General features: G+C 33.5%; 18 protein-coding genes. 7 read left to right on the plus strand and 11 right to left on the minus strand.

The features are described from left to right. Positions 1 to 345 precede the first annotated feature (345 nt). Positions 346 to 3,042: a TonB-dependent receptor gene (locus QLS65_RS06325; RefSeq protein WP_282716021.1), complete on the minus strand. Its 2,697-nt coding sequence runs from the start codon at positions 3,040 to 3,042 to the stop codon at positions 346 to 348. 304 nt (positions 3,043 to 3,346) lie between these two features. Between QLS65_RS06325 and ychF the strand changes: the two genes are divergently transcribed. The 5 genes from ychF (at position 3,347) to QLS65_RS06350 (ending at position 10,168) form a co-directional block, all read left to right on the plus strand. Next, positions 3,347 to 4,441: a redox-regulated ATPase YchF gene (ychF, locus tag QLS65_RS06330; RefSeq protein WP_099714782.1), complete on the plus strand. Its 1,095-nt coding sequence runs from the start codon at positions 3,347 to 3,349 to the stop codon at positions 4,439 to 4,441. Positions 4,442 to 4,689: 248 nt separating this feature from the next. Further along, a complete protein-coding gene (locus QLS65_RS06335) occupies positions 4,690 to 5,211 on the plus strand; it encodes an NADPH-dependent FMN reductase (RefSeq protein ID WP_282716023.1) in 522 nt (173 codons plus the stop codon). A gap of 156 nt (positions 5,212 to 5,367) precedes the next feature. Continuing rightward, positions 5,368 to 7,230 (plus strand): DNA topoisomerase IV subunit B, encoded by a 1,863-nt coding sequence (locus QLS65_RS06340; RefSeq protein WP_121342525.1) that lies wholly within the window; start codon positions 5,368 to 5,370, stop codon positions 7,228 to 7,230. Positions 7,231 to 7,241: 11 nt separating this feature from the next. Further along, positions 7,242 to 7,427: a hypothetical protein gene (locus QLS65_RS06345; protein WP_121342524.1), complete on the plus strand. Its 186-nt coding sequence runs from the start codon at positions 7,242 to 7,244 to the stop codon at positions 7,425 to 7,427. A gap of 50 nt (positions 7,428 to 7,477) precedes the next feature. Next, positions 7,478 to 10,168, plus strand: a complete 2,691-nt coding sequence (locus tag QLS65_RS06350) for a DNA gyrase/topoisomerase IV subunit A (protein WP_282716026.1) — start codon at positions 7,478 to 7,480, stop codon at positions 10,166 to 10,168. Positions 10,169 to 10,228: 60 nt separating this feature from the next. Here QLS65_RS06350 and QLS65_RS06355 read toward each other — a convergent pair whose 3' ends face one another. The 8 genes from QLS65_RS06355 to murQ form a co-directional block, all read right to left on the minus strand. Continuing rightward, positions 10,229 to 10,885, minus strand: a complete 657-nt coding sequence (locus tag QLS65_RS06355) for a 3'-5' exonuclease (RefSeq protein WP_282716028.1) — start codon at positions 10,883 to 10,885, stop codon at positions 10,229 to 10,231. Continuing rightward, positions 10,885 to 12,804 (minus strand): DUF294 nucleotidyltransferase-like domain-containing protein, encoded by a 1,920-nt coding sequence (locus QLS65_RS06360; protein ID WP_282712418.1) that lies wholly within the window; start codon positions 12,802 to 12,804, stop codon positions 10,885 to 10,887. Before QLS65_RS06360 ends, QLS65_RS06355 begins: the two co-directional genes overlap by 1 nt. A gap of 159 nt (positions 12,805 to 12,963) precedes the next feature. Then, positions 12,964 to 13,734, minus strand: coding sequence for a TerC family protein (locus tag QLS65_RS06365; RefSeq protein WP_282712420.1), 771 nt, complete (start codon positions 13,732 to 13,734; stop codon positions 12,964 to 12,966). Between the two features lie 39 nt (positions 13,735 to 13,773). Further along, on the minus strand, positions 13,774 to 14,148 hold the full coding sequence (locus QLS65_RS06370; RefSeq protein WP_282712421.1) for a DNA topoisomerase IV: 375 nt from the start codon (positions 14,146 to 14,148) through the stop codon (positions 13,774 to 13,776). Between the two features lie 23 nt (positions 14,149 to 14,171). Further along, positions 14,172 to 14,744, minus strand: a complete 573-nt coding sequence (locus QLS65_RS06375; RefSeq protein WP_282716030.1) for a pentapeptide repeat-containing protein — start codon at positions 14,742 to 14,744, stop codon at positions 14,172 to 14,174. Next, entirely contained in the window at positions 14,744 to 14,965 is a 222-nt protein-coding gene (locus QLS65_RS06380; RefSeq protein ID WP_099714792.1) for a DUF6095 family protein, read from the minus strand. Before QLS65_RS06380 ends, QLS65_RS06375 begins: the two co-directional genes overlap by 1 nt. Before the next feature lie 10 nt (positions 14,966 to 14,975). Next, positions 14,976 to 15,278 carry a Dabb family protein gene (locus tag QLS65_RS06385; RefSeq protein WP_099714793.1) on the minus strand — a complete coding sequence of 101 codons (303 nt, stop codon included), beginning with the start codon at positions 15,276 to 15,278 and terminating at the stop codon, positions 14,976 to 14,978. Between the two features lie 6 nt (positions 15,279 to 15,284). Then, a complete protein-coding gene (gene murQ / locus QLS65_RS06390; protein WP_099714794.1) occupies positions 15,285 to 16,097 on the minus strand; it encodes an N-acetylmuramic acid 6-phosphate etherase in 813 nt (270 codons plus the stop codon). 213 nt (positions 16,098 to 16,310) lie between these two features. On the opposite strand from murQ, the gene QLS65_RS06395 reads away from it, so the two are divergent. Together QLS65_RS06395 and QLS65_RS06400 are read left to right on the plus strand one after the other, a co-directional pair. Next, on the plus strand, positions 16,311 to 17,453 hold the full coding sequence (locus tag QLS65_RS06395) for a helix-turn-helix domain-containing protein (protein WP_282716033.1): 1,143 nt from the start codon (positions 16,311 to 16,313) through the stop codon (positions 17,451 to 17,453). A gap of 156 nt (positions 17,454 to 17,609) precedes the next feature. Further along, positions 17,610 to 20,000: a TonB-dependent receptor gene (locus tag QLS65_RS06400; protein WP_282716036.1), complete on the plus strand. Its 2,391-nt coding sequence runs from the start codon at positions 17,610 to 17,612 to the stop codon at positions 19,998 to 20,000. Between the two features lie 57 nt (positions 20,001 to 20,057). On the opposite strand, the gene QLS65_RS06405 is transcribed toward QLS65_RS06400, so the two are convergent. Both QLS65_RS06405 and QLS65_RS06410 read right to left on the minus strand, forming a co-directional pair. Continuing rightward, entirely contained in the window at positions 20,058 to 20,726 is a 669-nt protein-coding gene (locus QLS65_RS06405) for a ZIP family metal transporter (RefSeq protein ID WP_282716038.1), read from the minus strand. After that, entirely contained in the window at positions 20,727 to 21,491 is a 765-nt protein-coding gene (locus QLS65_RS06410) for a class I SAM-dependent methyltransferase (RefSeq protein WP_282716040.1), read from the minus strand.

Here is a 21,491-nt window from a genome sequence, read left to right on the forward strand (position 1 = left end):
TAAGGAAGCTAAAGACTATGTTTTTAATTTTGTCTAGTAACAATTGCAAAAGTGTCATGTTTATAGTTTTTCGGTCAATTGTTCTAATGATTTAAAAATCATTTAGATATAAAATAATTGTATTTCGTTTTAAGGTAAAAACACGAACTGGAGAAAAATCATTAACAATTATTTCTTTTCGTCCTTTTTGAGGTGTAACGTTGCGTGATTCAATATAGTATGAAATTTTATGATGAAATTATTTTCCAATTGCAGATGCTTTATAATCAATAATTTTACAGAGAATAAGTGAAATAAAAAAAGGGCTATCTTTCGACAGCCCTTTTGATTTATTCAATAAATGAATTAGAATTTATAGTTTAATGATAAATTAAACATAGTTCCTAATTGGCTAAAGTGATATCCATCATACGTCATTTGAGAATAACGTTGGTTGAAAGTGATCAAGTTAGATTGATTTTTTACTTGAGCAGGGTCGTTTAAAAGTTCTACACCTTTAGCATTTTCTGCAACAAATTTCCATTCAGGAAGTACATTCAACAAGTTGTTTACATTCAATGCCAAAGTTAATTTTTCAGTAGCAGAGAAAGTAACTCCTAAATCTGTAACAACTTTTGGAATAAATTCAGTTTTTAAATTAGCTTTTAAATAATCTACCGATCCAACTGGAGCATTCGGGTTATTTGTAGCTAAGCCATCTTGATTAAAAGTGGTTTTACCAAAGTAAGTATTGTTCAAAGAGAAACCAAATTTACCAACTTCATAATTAGCTCCTAAAATCCATTTGGTATCAGGTCTTGATGTAAACATCAATGAGTTTAATATATCTCCGAATGAATTGTTTGTTACATCAGAGATTCTTTCATTTTGTAAGGTAACATTACCAGATAAATTAAATCCTAATTTTCCTTCTCCTAATAAGATGTTGTTGTAATTAGCTACTACATCTAAACCTGATGTACGAGAATCAAATGAGTTTGAAAAGTAAGCAACATTACCAAATTGAGTATCTTGTCTGTCTCCTAATACAATTCTATCTTCTACTTTGATATTGTAATAATCTACAGTAAAGTTGAAGTTTTTAGAAGGTTTAGCTCCAATACCAACAGTTACGTTAGTTGATTTTTCAGCATCTAGTTGTGGAACACCTAAAATACGAGCTTGTGGAGATACGTTATTGATAATTCCACTTACTTGAATTCCTTGACCTGCTACAAAAGAATATTGTGCTTTTTGAGTGTAAATTTGGTGCAATGTAGGTGCTCTGAATCCAGTAGAAACAGATCCTCTTAGCGTAATTTTATCATCTGCAAATTTATATCTTGAGCTTAATTTCCAAACGGTAGCTCCACCAAAATCACTGTACTCTTCATGACGAAGAGTTCCGTTGATTAAGAAATCTTCAGTTACATCGTAAGCAATGTCAAAATAAGCTCCTAAATTATAACGATTCCATTTTCCTGAGTTTTCAGGTCTGTTTCCTGCAAACGAGTCTGCACCAATACCATCCCAAGAAGCTTTATCTCCTTCGATTACTTCAAAATTTTCTGTTCTGAACTCAGTACCGAAACCAATACTCACTTTGTCTGATACTATTTTAGAGATGTCTAAATTTCCTACAATGTGATTAAAAGCAGTTCCTCCAGGTTGAAAAGTAATAGGGCTATTTTCTTGATAAACGTTGTTGCCATTTGCATCTTGAATGTCTGATCTGTTTTGAGAGTTTGTTACTGAATACGTTTGTGAGTTACCACCTACTGTTACGCTAGCGTCAGTATTCCAACCGTTTTTAACTGCTTTAAATCCTAAAGTAGCATTGTAATCATTTAAATCTCCAACAAAAGTAGGAACATAACCTACGTAAGACGCTGCTGTACCATCTCCAAAGAAATCAGCAAGGTATGGGTTAGCAGGATTTAATGTTCTCCAATATGGTGTTCTGTAATTAGCAAATGAGTTTACTTTTTTGTAAACGTATGCTGCGTTATAATACAATGATGTTTCATCTGATAATTGGAATCCACCGTTAACTAAAAATTTAGCAGCTGCAGTTTCTGGAGATCCATTGATATTTCCAGCATCTGGTTTTTTAGCAAGGAAAGCTTGAACATCAGAAAGTGCAGCTCCAAAATCTCCTGCTTCGCCAGCAGCGTCTACAGTTCCTGGTCTGTTTGCAAGATTAACTTTTGAAAAATCAACAGTATAGTTGATATATCCTTTATCACCTACTGTAGATCCATTATTTAAACTTACTCCAATCATTTCACCGTCACCTTCAGAAGTTACACCACTTCTAGCAGTTACAGATCCACCGTTAGTACTTTTCTTTAAAATGATATTCATAACTCCAGCAATCGCATCAGAACCGTATTGAGCAGATGCACCATCACGAAGTATTTCTACTCTTTCGATAGCATCTGTAGGAATTGCAGAAATGTCTGCTCCTGTTTCTCCACGTCCTGGAGATGTTTGTACATATAACAATGAACTTAAGTTTTTACGCTTTCCGTTGATTAAGATTAAAGTCCTACTAGGTCCCATGTTTCTTATTTCATATGGGTCTAGCAATGAAGTAGCATCATTTACAGGAGTTTGAACCGTGTTAAAAGACGGAATTTTGTACTGTAATGCTTTGTCAAATGATGCTTGACCAGTTGAAGCCAAATCTTTTGATGATATTACATCAATAGGAAGTGGAGTGGTAGTGTTACTTCTTGGAGCCGTTCTTGACCCTGTTACAACTACTTCGTCTAGGTTTTGTCCGCCTTCTTCTGATAAAACAACATTTATTACTGCATCCGTAGTAGCTTTCTCTAATTTAGAAAACCCTACATAACTAAAAACTAAAGTAGCACCCTCTTTTACTTTAATCTTGTACATACCGTCCATGTCAGTAGAAACTCCGTTTTGAGTTCCCTTTTCAATAATATTTACACCCGGCAAAGCATTGCCGGTGTTGTCTTTTACAACCCCCGAGACTTCTTTTTGTGCAAAAAGAAACGAGACGTTTAATAGAAATAATAATAATGCAAATTTTTTCATAATAAGTTGTGTTTGGTTTTTGTTTGGTTTAAAATCGGCTGCAATATAATTTTTTTTTAACAAAAGATTAGCATATCGTTTAATTTTTTATAAAAAACATATCAGACCTGTTTAAACTGCAATTTTTACTTACTTAAACATTTATAAAATCTTATATTTGCAAACTTTTAAAGTAAACGCTAAACTTTTAACTGGCAACGGTTATTGGTAAAAAAAATGATCATAATATCTCAATCGTTCTGTTTTTTTAAACAAATAGGATTGCGATACAATATTCCATTAAAAAAATAAATATTATCTACATATGAAAGCAGGGATTGTAGGATTACCAAATGTTGGAAAATCAACGTTATTCAATTGTTTATCTAATGCAAAAGCACAAAGTGCAAATTTTCCTTTTTGTACTATCGAACCTAATATAGGTGTTGTGAATGTTCCGGATTCCAGAATAGAAAAACTGGAAGAATTAGTAAAACCAGAGCGTGTGCAAATGGCAACTGTTGATATCGTGGATATTGCTGGATTGGTAAAAGGAGCCAGTAAAGGAGAAGGTTTAGGAAATCAGTTTCTGGGAAACATTAGAGAGTGTAATGCTATTATTCACGTTTTGCGTTGTTTTGATAACGACAATATTGTTCACGTTGACGGAAATGTAAATCCAATTCGTGATAAAGAAACAATCGATATTGAGTTGCAGTTGAAAGATTTAGAAAATGTTGAAAAACGCTTGGAAAAAGTAAAACGTGCCGCTAAAACTGGAAATAAAGAAGCAATTGTCGAAGAAGCATTGTTGAACAGAATTAGAGAGACTTTACTTCAAGCAAAATCAGCGAGAACTATTACGCCACAAAACAATGACGAAGAAGTTTTGATGGAAGGTTTTCAATTGATTACTGCAAAACCAGTATTGTACGTTTGTAATGTTGATGAAAATTCGGCAGTTAACGGAAATAAATATGTAGACCAAGTTCGTGAATTGGTAAAAGATGAAGATGCTGAGGTTATCGTACTTTCTGTAGGTGCTGAAGCGGATATCACCGAATTGGAAAGCTACGAAGAACGTCAGGTTTTCTTAGAAGATATGGGTTTAAGTGAGCCAGGAGCATCAGTATTGATTCGTGCCGCTTACAAATTATTGAAACAACAAACTTATTTTACTGCAGGTGTCAAAGAAGTTCGTGCTTGGACTATTAATATTGGAGCAACTGCACCGCAAGCTGCAGGAGTGATTCACACTGATTTCGAAAAAGGATTTATCCGTGCCGAAGTTATTGCTTACGAAGATTTCGTTCAATATGGTTCAGAAGCAAAATGTAAAGAAGCCGGAAAATTTAAAGTAGAAGGAAAAGAATACATTGTTAAAGATGGAGATGTGATGCATTTTAGATTCAACGTCTAAAAAAGGTATAAAATCAAAAATCATAAAGTCGAAAGTTAGTAATAGCTTTTGACTTTTTTTATGCACCTAATCCAGCTTTACACTTTAAGATTGATCTGAAAAATACTTTACGTTGTAATCTAGGGTAAAATAGATTTGGGTGATACCAGATTTCATAGTTTCATATTCGTTTTCAAAATGGGAGAATCTGTGGCTAATTATTTTGCAACAGAGTCAATTTTTACTACTTTTAGTAAAAATAAAGTATCATGAAAATAATCGCTTTTGGCGCAAGCCCCAGCAAAAACTCTATCAATAAAAAATTAGCGACTTACGCAGCAAATCTTTTTGAAAATGCCGAGGTGAAGGTATTGGATTTAAACGATTTCCAAATGCCCATATTTACTGTTGATATAGAAAAAGAAATTGGTCAGCACGAGTTAGCAAAAGCATTTTTGGCTAAAATTGCCACCGCAGATATTCTAGTGGTTTCTCTTGCTGAAAATAATGGAAATTATTCAGCGGCTTTCAAAAATGTATTTGATTGGTGTTCTAGAATAACAGGGAAAGTTTTTCAGGAAAAACCTATGCTGTTGATGGCAACTTCTCCAGGAGCCAGAGGTGGCGCAAGTGTTTTGGAAATCGCTAAAAAAGCTTTTCCATTTTATGGCGGAAACGTTAAGGCGGCTTTTTCACTTCCTAGTTTTGATGCTAATTTTGATATTGTAAACGGTAAAATTTCTAATCCTGAATTAGACAATCAATTGAAAGAGATTATCAAGAATTTTTAAATTTGAATATCAAAAATCAACATCAATTTGAAATCTGCAATCTAAAATCCTAAATCCTAAATCGGTTGTCAATATCATTCTTAATAACTTTGATGACTACCTATTTTAAATTTTATCGAATTACACTACATTAGCACAAAATCCACAAATTTTACAATGTCCGAACAAAATCAATATACCGAAGATAATATTCGGTCGCTCGACTGGAAAGAACACATTCGCATGCGTCCCGGAATGTACATCGGAAAACTAGGGGATGGTTCTTCTGCAGATGATGGTATTTATATTTTAGTCAAAGAAGTCCTCGATAACTGTATCGACGAGTTTGCAATGGGCGCCGGAAAAACTATTGAGGTGACAATTAAGGACAAAACGGTTACTGTTAGGGATTATGGCCGTGGTATTCCGCTAGGAAAAGTGGTTGACGTAGTGTCAAAAATGAATACTGGAGGGAAGTATGATTCAAAAGCTTTTCAGAAATCAGTTGGTCTTAATGGTGTCGGAACTAAAGCAGTCAATGCGCTTTCTAATTATTTCAGAGTAGAGTCTGTTCGTGATGAAAAACAAAAGGCAGCCGAATTCTCCGCAGGAAATTTGGTTCTCGAAGAAGAAATTATAGACACTACCAAACGAAAAGGTACCAAAGTTATTTTTACTCCTGACGAAACCATTTTCAAGAATTACAAATTCCGTATGGAATATGTAGTGAAAATGATTCAGAATTATTGTTATCTAAATAATGGTTTAACCATCATTTTTAATGGCGAAAAATACTATTCTGAAAACGGACTTAAAGATTTATTAGAAGCTACAATTAATGTTGAGGATTTAGAATATCCAATTATACATTTGAAAGAAGGCGATATTGAGATTGCCTTAACACACAGCAAAACCCAATATTCTGAGGAGTATCACTCTTTTGTAAACGGACAAAATACCACTCAAGGTGGAACGCATTTAGCAGCATACCGAGAAGCGATTGTAAAAACCATTCGGGAGTTTTATAATAAAAGTTTCGAAGCATCTGATGTCCGAAAATCCATTGTTACCGCCATTAGTATCAAAGTAATGGAGCCTGTTTTTGAGTCGCAAACCAAAACCAAATTAGGTTCGACAGATATGGGTTCAGAACCGGGAATGCCTTCGGTACGTACTTTTGTAAATGATTTTGTGAAAACGAAATTAGATAATTACTTGCACAAGAATCCTTCAACAGCAGAGGCGCTTTTGCGAAAAATTCTTCAAGCCGAAAGAGAACGTAAAGAGCTTTCTGGTATTCGAAAATTAGCAACAGATCGAGCTAAAAAAGCGAATTTACACAACAAGAAATTAAGAGATTGTCGTGCGCATTTACCCGATACCAAAAACCCAAGAAATTTAGAAAGTACGCTTTTTATCACTGAGGGAGATTCGGCTTCTGGTTCTATTACCAAATCACGTGATGTAAATACACAAGCGGTTTTTAGTTTACGTGGTAAGCCTTTGAATTCGTATGGGATGAGCAAGAAAATTGTGTATGAAAATGAAGAATTCAATTTATTGCAAGCGGCTTTGGATATTGAAGACGGATTGGAAAAATTGCGTTACAATAATATCGTGATTGCAACCGATGCCGATGTCGATGGGATGCACATTCGATTATTGTTGATTACGTTTTTTCTTCAGTTTTTTCCTGAATTGATAAAAGAAGGACATTTGTATATTTTGCAAACGCCACTTTTCAGGGTTCGAAACAAGAAAGAAACTATTTATTGCTATTCGGATGAAGAACGAAAAGATGCTATTGAAAAACTAAAACCAAAACCAGAAATCACCCGATTCAAGGGATTAGGAGAAATTTCTCCCGATGAGTTCAAGAATTTTATTGGAGAAACGATTCGTTTAGATCCAATCATGATGGACAAAAACACTTCGATTGAACAATTATTGTCTTTCTATATGGGTAAAAATACGCCAGACAGACAGGAGTTTATCATCAAGAATTTGAAGGTGGAATTAGATGTAATCGAGAAAGTTTAAATAGTTATAAAATGCCTACAAAAAGAACACTAATTTTTATCGCTTTACTATTTGTGATTAGTTTTTCAACTACCTTTTTTATTATAAGGAGTAATGATCATAAAGAATGTGATATAGTTATAAAGAAAGAGAAGGATAAAAATGGAATTGAGGTTACAAAGGAAGAGCATGTTTGTAAAGAAAAATATTCTTTTTAGAGTTTTTAGAACAAAATTAGAATTGATTACTATTCAATAGAATATATTTAATGAAAGACGAAGAAGACGAAAATACAATTCCGGAAGGTCAGGAAGAAGATAATTCAATTGATGAAAATCAATCTGAAGATAAATCTTTTGAAGGCCAGCATTTTTACGATAATCAAGAAGACGGAAACGATACCATTACCAAAGTTACGGGGATGTATAAGGACTGGTTTCTGGATTATGCTTCGTATGTGATTCTGGAGCGTGCCGTTCCGGCTATTGAAGATGGTTTTAAACCGGTGCAACGTCGTATCATGCACTCTCTAAAAGAATTAGATGACGGTCGTTATAATAAAGTTGCCAATGTTGTAGGACACACCATGCAGTATCATCCACACGGAGATCAGAGTATTGGTGATGCGATGGTGCAAATTGGACAAAAAGAATTATTGATTGACTGTCAGGGAAACTGGGGGAATATCCTAACGGGTGATGGCGCTGCAGCTTCTCGTTACATTGAAGCGCGTTTGTCTAAATTTGCTTTGGAGGTTATTTACAGTCCAAAAATTACCGATTGGGGCGTTTCTTACGATGGACGAAGAGCCGAACCGAACAATCTTCCGGTGAAGTTTCCATTGCTTTTGGCACAAGGAGCTGAAGGTATTGCTGTTGGTCTTTCGACGAAAGTGTTGCCTCATAATTTCAATGAATTAATCGATTCTTCGATAAAAATATTAAAGGGGAAACCTTTTACACTGTATCCGGATTTTATGACGCAAGGTATTGCCGATGTGTCTAATTATAATGATGGATTGCGTGGCGGACGTATTCGTGTTCGTGCCAAAATTGGTCAGCTGGACAAAAATACTTTGGTGATTACCCAAATTCCGTTTTCTACAAATACAACGACTTTGATTGACAGTATTTTGAAAGCAAATGATAAAGGGAAAATCAAAATCAAGAAAATTGAAGACAATACCGCTGCTGAGGTCGAAATATTAATTCATCTTTTTCCAGGTGTTTCTCCAGATAAAACCATTGATGCATTGTTTGCTTTCACAGCTTGTGAAACTTCGGTAGCGCCATTGGGTTGTGTGATTGAAGATAATAAACCGTTGTTTATCGGGGTTTCGGATATGTTGAAAATTTCAACCAATAGAACGGTACAATTACTGAAAAGTGAATTGGAAATTCAATTGAGTGAACTGGAAGAACAATGGCATTTTCTTTCTTTGGAACGTATTTTTATCGAAAATAAAATCTATCGTGACATTGAAGAAATGACGACCAGAGAAACGGTAATTAAGGCCGTTGATGATGGTTTGAAACCACATACAAAACATTTAAAACGCGCTGTTACCGAAGACGATATTCTGCGTTTATTGGATATTCGAATCATGCGTATTTCAAAATTTGACAGCAATAAAGCGCAAGACAAAATCGAAGCATTGGAAGGTGATATCGAACAAGTAAAACACAATTTAGAACATCTGATTGATTTTGCTATTGCTTATTTTACCAAATTAAAAGAGAAGTATGGAAAAGGGCGGGAACGCCAAACCGAACTACGTATTTTTGATGATATCGAAGCGACCAAAGTAGTTTTAAGAAACACTAAATTATATGTTAATAAAGAGGAAGGATTTGTAGGTACGAGCCTGAAAAAAGACGAGTACGTTACGGATTGTTCTGATATTGATGATGTTATCGTGTTTTTGCGTGATGGAAAAATGATGATTACCAAAGTAGATGCGAAAACATTCGTGGGTAAAGATATTATTCACATTGCTATTTTTGACAAAAGTGATAAGCGTACCATTTATAACATGATTTACCGAGATGGAAAATCTGGGCCTTCTTATATCAAACGATTCAATGTTTCAGGAGTTACCCGAGACAAAGCATACGATTTGACCAATGAAACTGCGGGTTCCCAAGTGTTGTATTTTTCTTGCAATCCAAATGGAGAAGCTGAAGTAATTACAATATTATTGCGTCAGGTAGGAAGTGTAAAAAAACTGAAATTCGATATTGATTTTGCCAGTTTAGCGATAAAAGGTCGTGCTTCCAAAGGGAATTTGGTTACTAAATATCCAATCAAAAAAATAGAATTGAAGGAAAAAGGAATTTCGACTTTATTGCCAAGAAAAGTTTGGTTTGATGATACCGTTCAACGATTAAACGTAGATGCAAGAGGGGAGTTGTTAGGGGAGTTCAGACCTAATGATAAAATTTTGGTCATATCACAATCTGGAAAAATAAAAGTAATTACACCAGAATTATCGACTCATTTTGATGAAGATATGGTGGTTTTGGAGAAATGGATTCCAAAGAAACCAATTTCGGCGATTTATTATGATGGAGAAAAAGAACGTTATTACATCAAACGTTTCTTAGTGGAAACAGAAAATAAAGAGGAAAGTTTTATCACGGAACATTCTAATTCACAATTAGAGATTGTATCAACGGATTATCGCCCTGTGGCTGAATTAATTTTTACAAAAGTAAAAGGAGTTCAAAAAGAGGCAATGACGGTAGATATAGAATCGTTTATTTCGGTAAAAGGATTTAAGGCTTTAGGGAATCAATTGACAACCGATAAGTTGAAACAAGTAAACTTGCTGGAACCTTTACCGTATGAAATTCCTGTTGAGGTTATTCCTGAGGATTTAGAAGTAAAAGGAGAAACAGATGCTGATGATTCTGATATTCAATTGGAAGATGACGGACAGATTACTTTGTCTTTAGAATAAATAAAAAGCTCCTGAAAAGGGGCTTTTTTTTATGCATTTTCGCCAATTTTTATACGCTTATTAAAACAATTGTCTTAGGGTAATTTCTTTTCTCTCTCTCAATTTATTTAGAATTTTCAAAAAGGCAATTGCAGTAATATAGGCATCTCCCATTGCGGTATGCCTGTCTTTTTTTGAAATATCAAATTTATCGGCAAGCTCGTCTAAACTATAATTTTCTTTACGGTCCAATAAATTAGATACCAATAATGTTTTTTTATACAAAACAGCCGTGTCTAAAGTCTTGTTTTTTAATTCCGGCAATCCGTTTCTTTCGAGTGCCTTATTAATCATAGTAATGTCAAATATGGTATGATGTGCAATGATAATAGAATCTCCTAAAAAATCTAAAAACTGTTGTAAGGCTTCTAATTCTGTGGGGCGGTCTATTACAAATTCTTTCAGAATTCCATGAATTTTTGCAGTTGCCTGATCGTAATGTTCTTGTTGAATATAAACTTCAAAACTTCCATTAATAGGAATCGTATTGTTTTGAAGAACAATAGCTCCAATGCAAAGTATCCTGTCAGTTGTATAATCAAATCCGGTGGTTTCTGTGTCCAACACAACAAAACGTACCGCATCAATATCGTTTAATAGTTCCTCATCAGATGATTTTTCGGATTTCCCCAATAAATCAAATAAAATAGTTTTACTTTTTTCTATAAAATTTATCATCATAATATATTTGAAGGATTAAATCGGATGGTAATGACTTCTTGGAGTTCCTTAATGGTTTTGAATGTTCGCTTTAGCTTAATTTTTTCTAATTTAGATAACGCTTCGAGAGCAATAAACTGCCCGGAATCATTATGCAAAAGCCCTTGTTTTGTTCTGAATTTTAATAATGCTTTATAGGAATACGAACAGGCTAAATACAATTCTTTATTGTTGGGTTCTAATTCTGCCAATTTTTCAAAACGTTCGGGAGTATTGCTGATTGATTTTACGGAATGAGATAGAATTAAAACCCTTGCAGCATCTGTTAATGGCATTAAAGCGCGTCTTTTTATATCGAAAAAATCTTTGTGAGCTCCATCTTGTTCAACTAAAAATTGTCTGAAGAACCCTGTTGGAGAAGGACTTTGTAGCGCGCCACTTACCAAGTGAATATAAAAAACAGGATTTGCTTTTATGTTTTCAAAAATAAATTCTGAAAGTTTATTTACCAGTTCGCTGTCTCCATATGACAGACTGTAATCAAAAAATATAAAGGACAATAAGACTTCATTTTTCCCTGGATTGGTAATCCAATGATGAACCTGACTTTCCCATTCGCCAAGACTTAAGCACCACTTTGGGTTAGAAGCCATCATTTCTGCTGGACAGTAATCATAGCCAATTTCAAAAAGTCCTTTGTTGACATGTTTGGCAAATTCTAAAAAATAGTTCTTGGTCTTTTCTTTTAATTCTTCGGGTACATCCTCATAGACTAAAGCATTGTCTTGGTCAGTATGCAGTAACTGTTCACTTCTTCCTTGGCTTCCCAACGCCAACCATCCAAATTTTACAGGTGGAGGCGTTTTCATTTTCTTCAAGGATATTTCAATGACTTGCTTGATACAGGCATCATTTAATTCTGTAATTATTTTAGAAGTCAGTGTCATCGGAATATTTTGGTCTAAATATCCTTGTAACAATTGCATTATATTGGCGCGTATTGGTTTTATCTGTTTGGCTTTTTTAGCTCTTTTTACCGCTTTAATCAATACTGCTGGATTATTGCCAAGTTCTACCATAACATCATGCTTGGATAGGATTCCAACAGCTTTGGAGTTTGGCGTACCATCTTTCGTAAGGCATAAATGGCTGATATTGCTTTTCATCATGGCCATTTGAGCTTGCGTAACGGTCATTTTCTTAGGATACGTAATAACTGGAGTTGTCATTATTGAGGCCGCAGTTGTTGTGATGGGAAATTCTCCAGTCACAATTTTGTTCCTTAAATCTTTATCTGTAATGATACCAATGGGGAGCGAATCTTCAACCACAAGAATGGCACCCACATTTTTTTTGGTCATGGTCTCCGCAATATCTTTTACAATAGTGTTTGAATAACAGGTGATTAGTTTTTTAGAATATTTTACAGGCTGTAAGTCTAATAGTTTTCTACCCGTGTCCAGACCTTCCAGATCCATTGTTTCTCCATATAGTTTTCCGCTGTGGCTTTTGGAATAAGGATTGTGCGTATTAGAAGCAAAACTTTCGATTAAAAAATTTCCCACAGCTCTGTTTTCTAACGCATAAGGTTTGAAAATAGCAATTGGAATTGCATAAAGAATGCTTTCTTCATGAGTTCTGGCTTCCATTTTATAGTTTTCATTGGCTATAAGTGGTCTCAACCCAAAAATATCCCCTTCATCACACATATCCAGAATATCATTTTCCAAACTTGTTCTAAGTGCGACTGCTCCTTTGTGTACAACATAAAAAGAGGAATGGGTTTCTTCGTTTTCGGCAAAGATGACACTGTCCTTTTCTTTATAAATAATGGAGATTTGTTCAGAGATAACTTCGATGTCTTTTTGATGTAAAAAGGAAAAAGGAGGGAAGTTTTTTAAAAAGTCAGCAACTCTATGGGAGATTGTATTTTTCATGGTGCTTATTTGTGTCTAAGGTAATTTATAAAAAATAAAATAAAAAGAAAAAAGACCAAATTTGGGTCTTTTTAGTGTTTCCCCATTTAAGGAGGAATATATTTTCAGAATAAAAAAAAAGCTCCCGAAAAGGAGCTTCTTTATCAAAAAATAGTTTGATTATTTAATTTTCTTCATTTTCATATTCAGTACTTCGACTAATAATGAGAAAGATATGGCAAAATATAAGTACCCTTTTGGTACTGGAGTAACATGATTTCCAAAGATTAAAGCATTCGATAAATGTGCACTTTCAGTAAGCAACATCATTCCAATTAGAATCAAAAAGGATAATCCAAGTATTTGAATAGAAGGATGTTTGTTGACAAAATTCCCAACAGGAACAGCAAATTGCATCATGATTAATACAGAAATAACCACAGCAGTAATCATAATATATAAAGCACCTTCAACTCCATTTGTCATACCTACCGCGGTAAGAATACTGTCAAAAGAAAAAACTAAATCAATCATGATGATTTGTAACAGTACGTTCTGGAATGATTTTGTGGCAGCTTTTCCTATTTCTTTTTCTTCATGACCTTTCTCGTCTACTTTTTCACGAATTTCATTGGTACTCTTATAAATTAAGAATAATCCTCCGCCCAGTAAAATAAGACTTTGACCAGTAATTCCCGCTGAAAACCAACTAAAATCAATATGAAACCAAGGTTCTTTCATTTGAATCAATAAATTGATACCAAACAAAAGAGCAATTCTCATAAACATAGCAAGGAACATTCCTATTTTTGTCGCTCTCTTACGTTGTTCAGCAGGTAATTTTCCTGTGGCAATTGATATGAAAATAATGTTGTCGATTCCTAATACAATTTCCAAAAATGTCAATGTTAAAAGGGCAATCCAAGCATCCGGATTTAAAAATACTTCCATGTTTAGTTCGTTATTATTTATTAATTTGAGTTTGTAAGCTTAATCGGAAATCTTAGTAACGGTTCCTCTTTGTTTTTCATCAACACCAACCATTCCAAATTCAAAGGTATAGGAATTTTTTGTGGTTGTCAAAATTTTCATACCAATAGCCTTTTCCTCAGCCATATTTTTTGGATGCAATTTCAGTAAAACATATTCACAATCATTTACCCATCGTATCGAAGCAGTATCAGTCTTTCCTTCAAAAGTTTCTATTTCAATACTGTCATTACGTTCAAAAAGGGCAATTTTTTTTACACCGTCAACGTCATATTCAAACTTGAATTTTCCAGTTTTAAAATCCTTGCAATTGCGCTCCGCATCATAGCATGACATTAGTAATAGTAGTGGGAGGAGGAATAGTATTTTTTTCATTTCTTAGTATGTTTACTTTTTAACTATTGTATTTTGATATCGTATTTGTCCAGAAGTCCAATGATTCCTTGTGTAGAAAACTTGGCTTTTCTCATAGGATTGAATTCGGGATCAATTTTAAAATTAGATGCTTTTGAAAAATCGGCTCCGGCTAATTGTGTATTGTTAAAAATAGCACCATCCAAATTACTGTTATCAAAAACTGAACTCGTAAGATTGGTGCCAACAAAACTTACTTCTCTTAACGAGCAAGAATTAAATTTTGTCTTTGGCATTTTTTTATTGGCAAAAGAAGAATAATCCAAAACACATTCTTGAAAATTGACGTTAAACAAGAAATCATCGCATTCCTCAAATTGGATACCTAATAATTTACAGTTTTTGAATTGTACGCCTTTCAAACTTGTTCCTGATAATTTGGTCATAGCAAGATTACAATCAATGAACTCGCAATCCATAAAAGTGCTGTAGGAGAAATCACTGTTCGATAAATCACAGTTTTTAAAAACGCAATCTTCAAATTCTCGGTTGTTTACTTTTTTATCGACGTAAACGATTTTTTCAAATGTTTTTTGAACGTGAATTAGGTTTTCCATTAGTCGTTAAATAAGCTTTTCATAATTATTTTTAATCCCAAATACATCAAAAGCATAGCTGCTAAACAAGCAATTATTCCTATTGCTAAAACTAAATAATGCCACACATTCTGTTGATTCATAAAAGCATTATAAATCACTGCCGGCCCCAAGAATAATAATGGTAAAGCTCCCGCTAAATATTTAATTCCTTTAGATAGTAGTTCCTTGTTGGTTGCCATAATTTAATAATTAAAATTCATAATCCACACAATATCTCAAATCTCTAATTTTACCTATCCATTCAGCAACAATATTATGTGTTGGATGATTTTGGTATTTCTCTAATGTTTCAAACGAATTAAAATAAGAGTGCAGTACGGCATCAAAGTTTGAATATTCACTTTCAATATTAATTCCTACTCGTATTTCAACTATTTCAGGAATATCCTTTTTTAAATCTTCAAGTCTCTCTTTTAGAATAATTGCATTTTCGGCTTTGCTTTTGCCTTCTGCAAAATCTTTTAATTTCCACATTACTATATGGTGAATCATCGTTGTTTATTTTTTAAAATTATCAACGGCTTTCCTTACACTACCGTGTTTTTTCAATAATTCGGCACCTTCTTCATAGGAAACGGGAATTTCTCCCATAATCATTTTCACACCGCGATCGACCAGTTTGCTGTTGCTCAATTGCATATCAACCATTTTGTTTCCTTTCACTTTACCCAGTTGAATCATAGTTGCGGTAGTAATCATATTCAGTACCAGTTTCTGGGCTGTTCCAGCTTTCATTCTAGAGCTCCCAGTTACAAATTCTGGTCCTACAACTACATCAATAGGGAATTTTGCTGTTTGCGAAAGCGGACTTCCTGCATTACAAGAAATACTTCCTGTGGTTATATTGTTCTCGTTGCAAGTTTGTAATCCTCCAATAACATAAGGTGTTGTTCCCGAAGCGGCTATTCCTACCACGACATCATTTTCATTTACATCAAAAGCTTTCAAGTCAATCCAGGCTTGTGTTGCGTTGTCTTCGGCATTTTCTACGGCTCTGCGGATTGCGGTGTCGCCTCCGGCAATTATCCCAATTACCAAATCGAAAGGTACACCAAATGTTGGTGGACATTCCGAAGCATCAAGAATTCCCAAACGTCCCGAAGTTCCTGCACCAATATAGAACAATCTCCCGCCGAGTTTCATTTTGGCAACGATTTCAGTGACTAAATTTTCTATTTGGGGCAACGCTTTTTCTACGGCAAGTGGAACAGTTTTGTCTTCCTGATTGATATTAGATAACAATTCTTGCACTGACATTTTTTCTAAATGTTCGTATTTTGAAGATTGTTCGGTGGTTTTTGTGAAGGTCATTTTTCGTATAATTGGACAACTCCAAAATTAACCTTTTTTATCACAATCTCGAAATTTTCTATTTTTAGTTTCAGGTTTTTTAGTGTCGAGTTTCTTTAAATTTGATATAAATTGATTTACTTTTTTTAGTTTTTAATTTCTCATATGGAGAAAGTTTATTGAATCTTTGTTAGATGAACTAAAATATTATATTTGTTAAATATTAAAAAATAAATGGATAGAATAATCTTATTGCAAGGGATTGCACGGATTTCAGTTTTTGTGTCTTTATTGATGGCATTTTTTTTACTGACTGTTAAAACTGAAAATAAATTGGCCAACCGTTTATTTGCCTGGTTTTTTATTATTTCGGCTATTGATCTTAGTGGTTTTTTTGTTACTGATTATATTCAGGATTATCTTGATTTGATGATTTTTAGATGGACAATCTGTTTGTTGGCAATGCCCTTATTTTATCTTTATGTATTGTCAGTTTGTTATTCTGATTTTAGATTGAAATGGAAACATTTAGTGCATTTACTTCCTATTTTACTAGTTAATTTAGTTTTTATTCCAAGACTTTATTTAGCCAGTAATTCAGATATGAAACTCTTATCCGGAGATCTTGAGCATATGCCTGAAATATACTTAATCCAGATTTTAATTGAATTTCAATATGTGTTTTATATTGTTAGCGCATTTTTAATTTTGAAGAAATACAGAGAAATTTATCTGGAAAACTATACCAATCCTAGTACTTCGACATACAAGTATCTTTTTCAGATGACTACTGTCTTCCTAATCGCGCACGGTTTGGTTGCATTAAAAAACCTTTTACGGTATAGCGATTACAGACAAATGTTTCTTTGGTTAAATGTAGTTGTAGGAAGTGTAGCTTTATTTATTACCTGTTGGTTAGTGATGAAAGCATTGAATCATCCGGAACTTTTTAGGGGAATTAATTCTAGATTACAATTGACAAAAGATATTCTGCCTGAAGTCGAAGAAAAGACAGCATCTAAAAATGTTCAAGATGATGCGATTTCCAGTCAAATTTCGATATTAAAACAATATATGGCTCAGAAAGAGCCTTTTCTTGATCCATCGCTTACCATTCAGGAGCTTGCCAATCAAATTGATATTCCGGTCCGGGATTTATCGGTTTTGATTAATCATCATATAGATCAGCACTTTTTTGATTTTGTCAATGAATATCGTATTCAAAAAGCGATGGGTATTTTAAAAGATCAGTCTAGAAGTCAGCTTACCGTTCTGGAAATTTTATACGAGGTTGGTTTTAACTCCAAATCTTCTTTTAATACCTCTTTTAAAAAACACACCAATTTGACCCCTACCGCTTATATAAACGCCTTATAATGAGTTGTTTGTAAAAAGTCGTACTTCATACCTGATAAAGTCGAACTGATTTTCTGAATAGAAATTGGTTCGACTTTTTTTTGTCGGTCGAATTCTGAAAATTTCTAAGGCAACTTTGCTTCAAATTAATCGAAACAAGTTTTAAAATTAGAAATCATGAAAAAAGTAAATCTCCTTGTCTTTTTATTATTGCCTTTATTTTGTTTAGCACAAGCATCATTTAAATTAAAAGGAAAAATAGCAAGCGAAACAATTCCATTAGAATGGGCAGATATTTCCATATCGAATTCAGAAGGAAAAATTATAGACGGTTCAACCTCAAAACAAGACGGTAGTTTTGAAATCAATCTTAAAAAAGGATCTTATAAAATTGGGATCACCCTTTTACAATTTAAAGATTATGAAAAAGAGTTTACAATAGAAAATGATATGGATTTAGGAACAATCATTTTAAAAGAAAGCGCAACCAATTTAAAAGAGGTTATCATTCAATATAAAAAGAGAACAATCGAACAGAAAACGGATCGTTTGGTTTATAATCTTGAAAACAATGTTACAACAGTTGGCGGAGACGCTTTAAGTGCCATTAATATGGCTCCCGGAGTTGTCGTTCAGAATAATACAATTAATATTTTAGGAAAAGGAACTTCCCGTGTTATGGTAGATGGACGAATGATTGAATTAGTAGGTGAGGAACTGAATAATTTTTTGAAATCAATTTCGGCTAGTGATATTAAAAATATTGAAATTATCAGCAATCCGCCGGCAAAATATGATGCCGAAGGAACTGGGGGATTGATTAATATTATTATGAAAAAAGGAGTTCGTGATTCCTGGAAAAACACGACTACAGTTTCTTATGATCAAAATAAATATAGTATTTATACTTTAAGAGATAACTTTTTTTACAATAAAAACAAGTTTAGATTTTCTGCCAGTATTAATGCAAAAACAGGTTATTTGAATGCTACTGATGATTTAAAAATGTATTTTCCTGATGGACTTTCCCATATGAAAAGTGCAACAAAGGTAAAAACTGAAAATCTTTCGGGTAAATTGGCTTTAGATTATGATCTTTCAGAACATACTACTATTGGATTTCAATATTTAAACGATAGAAATAACCCTGATTTTAAATCGGATATTAGAATTGAGAATTACAATACTCAAAACGGATTGGATAATGTTATACTGAACAATAGCTTCACTGATAAAGGATCAAGAAATCAAACGTATAATGCACATTTGATTACCAAACTAGATTCCTTAAAAAGGAAGTTATCTTTTGATGTGGACTATTTTAATTACAGTTCAAAATTCGATAGAAACTTTGTCGCTAATAATTTCACGCCAGATATGACATTTGTTGATATAAATCAGTCGGGAAGAAACATTTCGAATCAGGATATTGACAATTGGAGTTTTAAGGCAGATATGGAGCATCCGCTTCAAGCGTTGAATTTGTCTTATGGTGCAAAAATTAGTTTTACAAATAGCGTAAGTGATGTACTTTATTTCAATACAATTACAGGAACTCCGGAATTAGATTCGAACCAGTCCAACCGATTTAAATACACTGAAAACAATCAGGCAGTTTATGTAAATGCAGATAAAAAACTCAATGAAAAATGGAATTTCCAAATGGGATTAAGATTGGAGAACACTCAAACAAATGGATTTTCTGAAACTTTAAATCAGGAAACAGAAAATAATTATTTGAAATTATTCCCAACGTTTTACGCTTCTTACAAGAAAAACGAAAACAATACTTTTAGTTTGAATTATGGAAAAAGAATCAACAGACCACGTTTTGACTTATTGAATCCGTTCAGAATTTACATCAACAGCAATAGTTATTCCGAAGGAAATCCGTTTTTAAGACCTTCATTTAGTGATAATTTTGAGTTGGCACATTCTTATAAAGAGATTTTTAGAACGAGTGTTTTTGTAAATGCAATTACAAACGGTTATGGAGTTTTGTTTACCTCAAACCCAGAAACCAATACGCAGATTGTAACCCGCGAGAATTATTTTAAAAACTTAAATTATGGAATAGGGGAAAGTTACTCGGCAAGTTTTACAGATTGGTGGTCTAGTGAAAATTCATTGTACCTTTTGGGAGCAAAAACAGAATTTATTAAAGATATCAATGCTACACCATCAAACAGTTTACAAATTGATTTTTCTACAAATAATACTTTTTTATTAAGTAAAACGACAAAATTGCAAATCGATTTTACGTACACAACGCCTTTTAAATCCGGTTTATATGAAGTAGGATATGCCTCGAGTTTTGATATTAGTTTCAAACAGGATTTGTTTAATAAAACCATGCAGATTGCATTTTTGGCAAATGATATTTTTAACACCTCTTATTTAAAAGACTTTACTTCAGTTATAAACGGTGTAAAACAGGTATATGAGCAGAAAGAAAGTAATCGATTTGTACGTTTATCTGTGGTTTATAATTTTGGAAACAAAAAGATCAATGTACAACAGCGTGATTTTGGAAATAAGGAGGAGAATAAAAGAACTGGAGGTAATTAGAAAATTAAAAGCTAAGAAACAGAAATCTGTTTATTTCTGTTTCTTAGCTTTATAAATTTATATAAAATATGCCAATGCAATTCCTATCACAATCATCGAAACTTTGGCGATATTGAACTTGTGTCCTTCGCTGCTTTCGAAAATAATGGTAGATGAAATATGAAATAATATTCCTATTACAATGGCTGTAATTTCAGTATAATACATGTTTAATATTGGTAAATAATCAGATAAAATAGTTCCTAGCGGTGTCATGACAGCAAAGGTGACCATGAAGAAAAAAATGGCTTTTTTATTCAGACTTGCATTGATGAAAAATGTAGTCAGAATAATTGCAATAGGCAAATGATGGATGGCAATTCCTATGGCTAAATCATGATGATGGCTTACTGGAAATCCTTCTAAAAATGCATGTATACAAAGGCTGATGAATAATAACCACGGGATTTGTGTCATTATTTCATGTCCGTGAACGTGACCGTGTTCAGCTCCTTTTGAGAAAAATTCCAATATAATTTGGAACAAGATTCCCAGCATGATAAAAAGTCCAATGTTTGGATTTGCACTTTCATAAATTTCAGGCAATAAATGCATTACCGTTAATGAAAGTAAAAAAGAACCACTGAAAGCCAATAGCAATTTTAGGTTGGTTTTGTTCTTTGGACGTATAATCAATGCGACGATGTATCCTAAGATTACGGAAAGTAAAGGTAAAAGGTAATTCATTTATTTAAAAATCATGATTAAGCGTTCACTATCTGTTTTATGGAATTTTTTCAATTTGTAATCACCAAAAATATCCAATAGATAAATTCCGGCTTCTTCCATTAATTCTTCGAAATCTTTTAGGGTAAGGGCTTTTACTTTTTCGGTAAAATGAAATTTTTGACCTTTGTCTTCAAAGTCAATTTCTTTGTAAATATGACCGTCTTTTAAGTAGCGTTTGATATGAAACTCGATGCCTTCGACCGTTTTTGTTTCTTCAGGAACCAGTGTTTCGAGTACTTGAGCAACATTCATGAAGTCAATCACGGCAAAGCCATATTCCGAAAGGCTTTCTTTGATGGCTTTTAAAGTAGTTAGATTGTCTTCGTCATTTTCGAAATAACCAAAGCTGGTAAATAAATTGAAAATGGCATCGAATTTTTCTTCAAAAGGTTCACGCATATCGTGTACTTTGAAATGAAGGGTTTCATTCGTATTTTTAGTGGCTTCGGCAATACTGTTTTCAGATAAATCAGCTCCAAGAACATTAAATCCTAATTGGTTCAAATAAATAGAATGTCGGCCTTTGCCACACGCTAAATCCAATACTTTTGCCTTTTCTGGAAGATTGAGATAATGGGTAAGATTATCCATAAAAACCTGAGCTTCTCTATAGTTTCTGTCTTTGTAAAGGATGTGGTAATACGGAGTGTCAAACCAAGAGGTATACCAGTTTTCAGATGATTTCAGATGATTTTCAGTTGGTGGATTTTGTGCTACAGACAT

The sequence above is a fragment of the Flavobacterium algoritolerans genome, from assembly GCF_030010385.1.
Classification (GTDB): Bacteria; Bacteroidota; Bacteroidia; order Flavobacteriales; family Flavobacteriaceae; genus Flavobacterium; species Flavobacterium algoritolerans.

What these genes read in the sequence shown, in the direction of transcription:
- murQ (WP_099714794.1), bottom strand. Translation starts at nt 16,097, where the DNA reads ATGACCTTCACAAAAACCACCGAACAATCTTCAAAATACGAACATTTA.
- QLS65_RS06405 (WP_282716038.1), bottom strand. Translation starts at nt 20,726, where the DNA reads ATGAATTACCTTTTACCTTTACTTTCCGTAATCTTAGGATACATCGTC.
- QLS65_RS06365 (WP_282712420.1), bottom strand. Translation starts at nt 13,734, where the DNA reads ATGGAAGTATTTTTAAATCCGGATGCTTGGATTGCCCTTTTAACATTG.
- QLS65_RS06375 (WP_282716030.1), bottom strand. Translation starts at nt 14,744, where the DNA reads ATGGAAAACCTAATTCACGTTCAAAAAACATTTGAAAAAATCGTTTAC.
- QLS65_RS06370 (WP_282712421.1), bottom strand. Translation starts at nt 14,148, where the DNA reads ATGAAAAAAATACTATTCCTCCTCCCACTACTATTACTAATGTCATGC.
- QLS65_RS06325 (WP_282716021.1), bottom strand. Translation starts at nt 3,042, where the DNA reads ATGAAAAAATTTGCATTATTATTATTTCTATTAAACGTCTCGTTTCTT.
- QLS65_RS06410 (WP_282716040.1), bottom strand. Translation starts at nt 21,491, where the DNA reads ATGTCTGTAGCACAAAATCCACCAACTGAAAATCATCTGAAATCATCT.
- QLS65_RS06395 (WP_282716033.1), top strand. Translation starts at nt 16,311, where the DNA reads ATGGATAGAATAATCTTATTGCAAGGGATTGCACGGATTTCAGTTTTT.
- QLS65_RS06350 (WP_282716026.1), top strand. Translation starts at nt 7,478, where the DNA reads ATGAAAGACGAAGAAGACGAAAATACAATTCCGGAAGGTCAGGAAGAA.
- QLS65_RS06340 (WP_121342525.1), top strand. Translation starts at nt 5,368, where the DNA reads ATGTCCGAACAAAATCAATATACCGAAGATAATATTCGGTCGCTCGAC.
- ychF (WP_099714782.1), top strand. Translation starts at nt 3,347, where the DNA reads ATGAAAGCAGGGATTGTAGGATTACCAAATGTTGGAAAATCAACGTTA.
- QLS65_RS06345 (WP_121342524.1), top strand. Translation starts at nt 7,242, where the DNA reads ATGCCTACAAAAAGAACACTAATTTTTATCGCTTTACTATTTGTGATT.
- QLS65_RS06385 (WP_099714793.1), bottom strand. Translation starts at nt 15,278, where the DNA reads ATGATTCACCATATAGTAATGTGGAAATTAAAAGATTTTGCAGAAGGC.
- QLS65_RS06380 (WP_099714792.1), bottom strand. Translation starts at nt 14,965, where the DNA reads ATGGCAACCAACAAGGAACTACTATCTAAAGGAATTAAATATTTAGCG.
- QLS65_RS06335 (WP_282716023.1), top strand. Translation starts at nt 4,690, where the DNA reads ATGAAAATAATCGCTTTTGGCGCAAGCCCCAGCAAAAACTCTATCAAT.
- QLS65_RS06360 (WP_282712418.1), bottom strand. Translation starts at nt 12,804, where the DNA reads ATGAAAAATACAATCTCCCATAGAGTTGCTGACTTTTTAAAAAACTTC.
- QLS65_RS06355 (WP_282716028.1), bottom strand. Translation starts at nt 10,885, where the DNA reads ATGATAAATTTTATAGAAAAAAGTAAAACTATTTTATTTGATTTATTG.
- QLS65_RS06400 (WP_282716036.1), top strand. Translation starts at nt 17,610, where the DNA reads ATGAAAAAAGTAAATCTCCTTGTCTTTTTATTATTGCCTTTATTTTGT.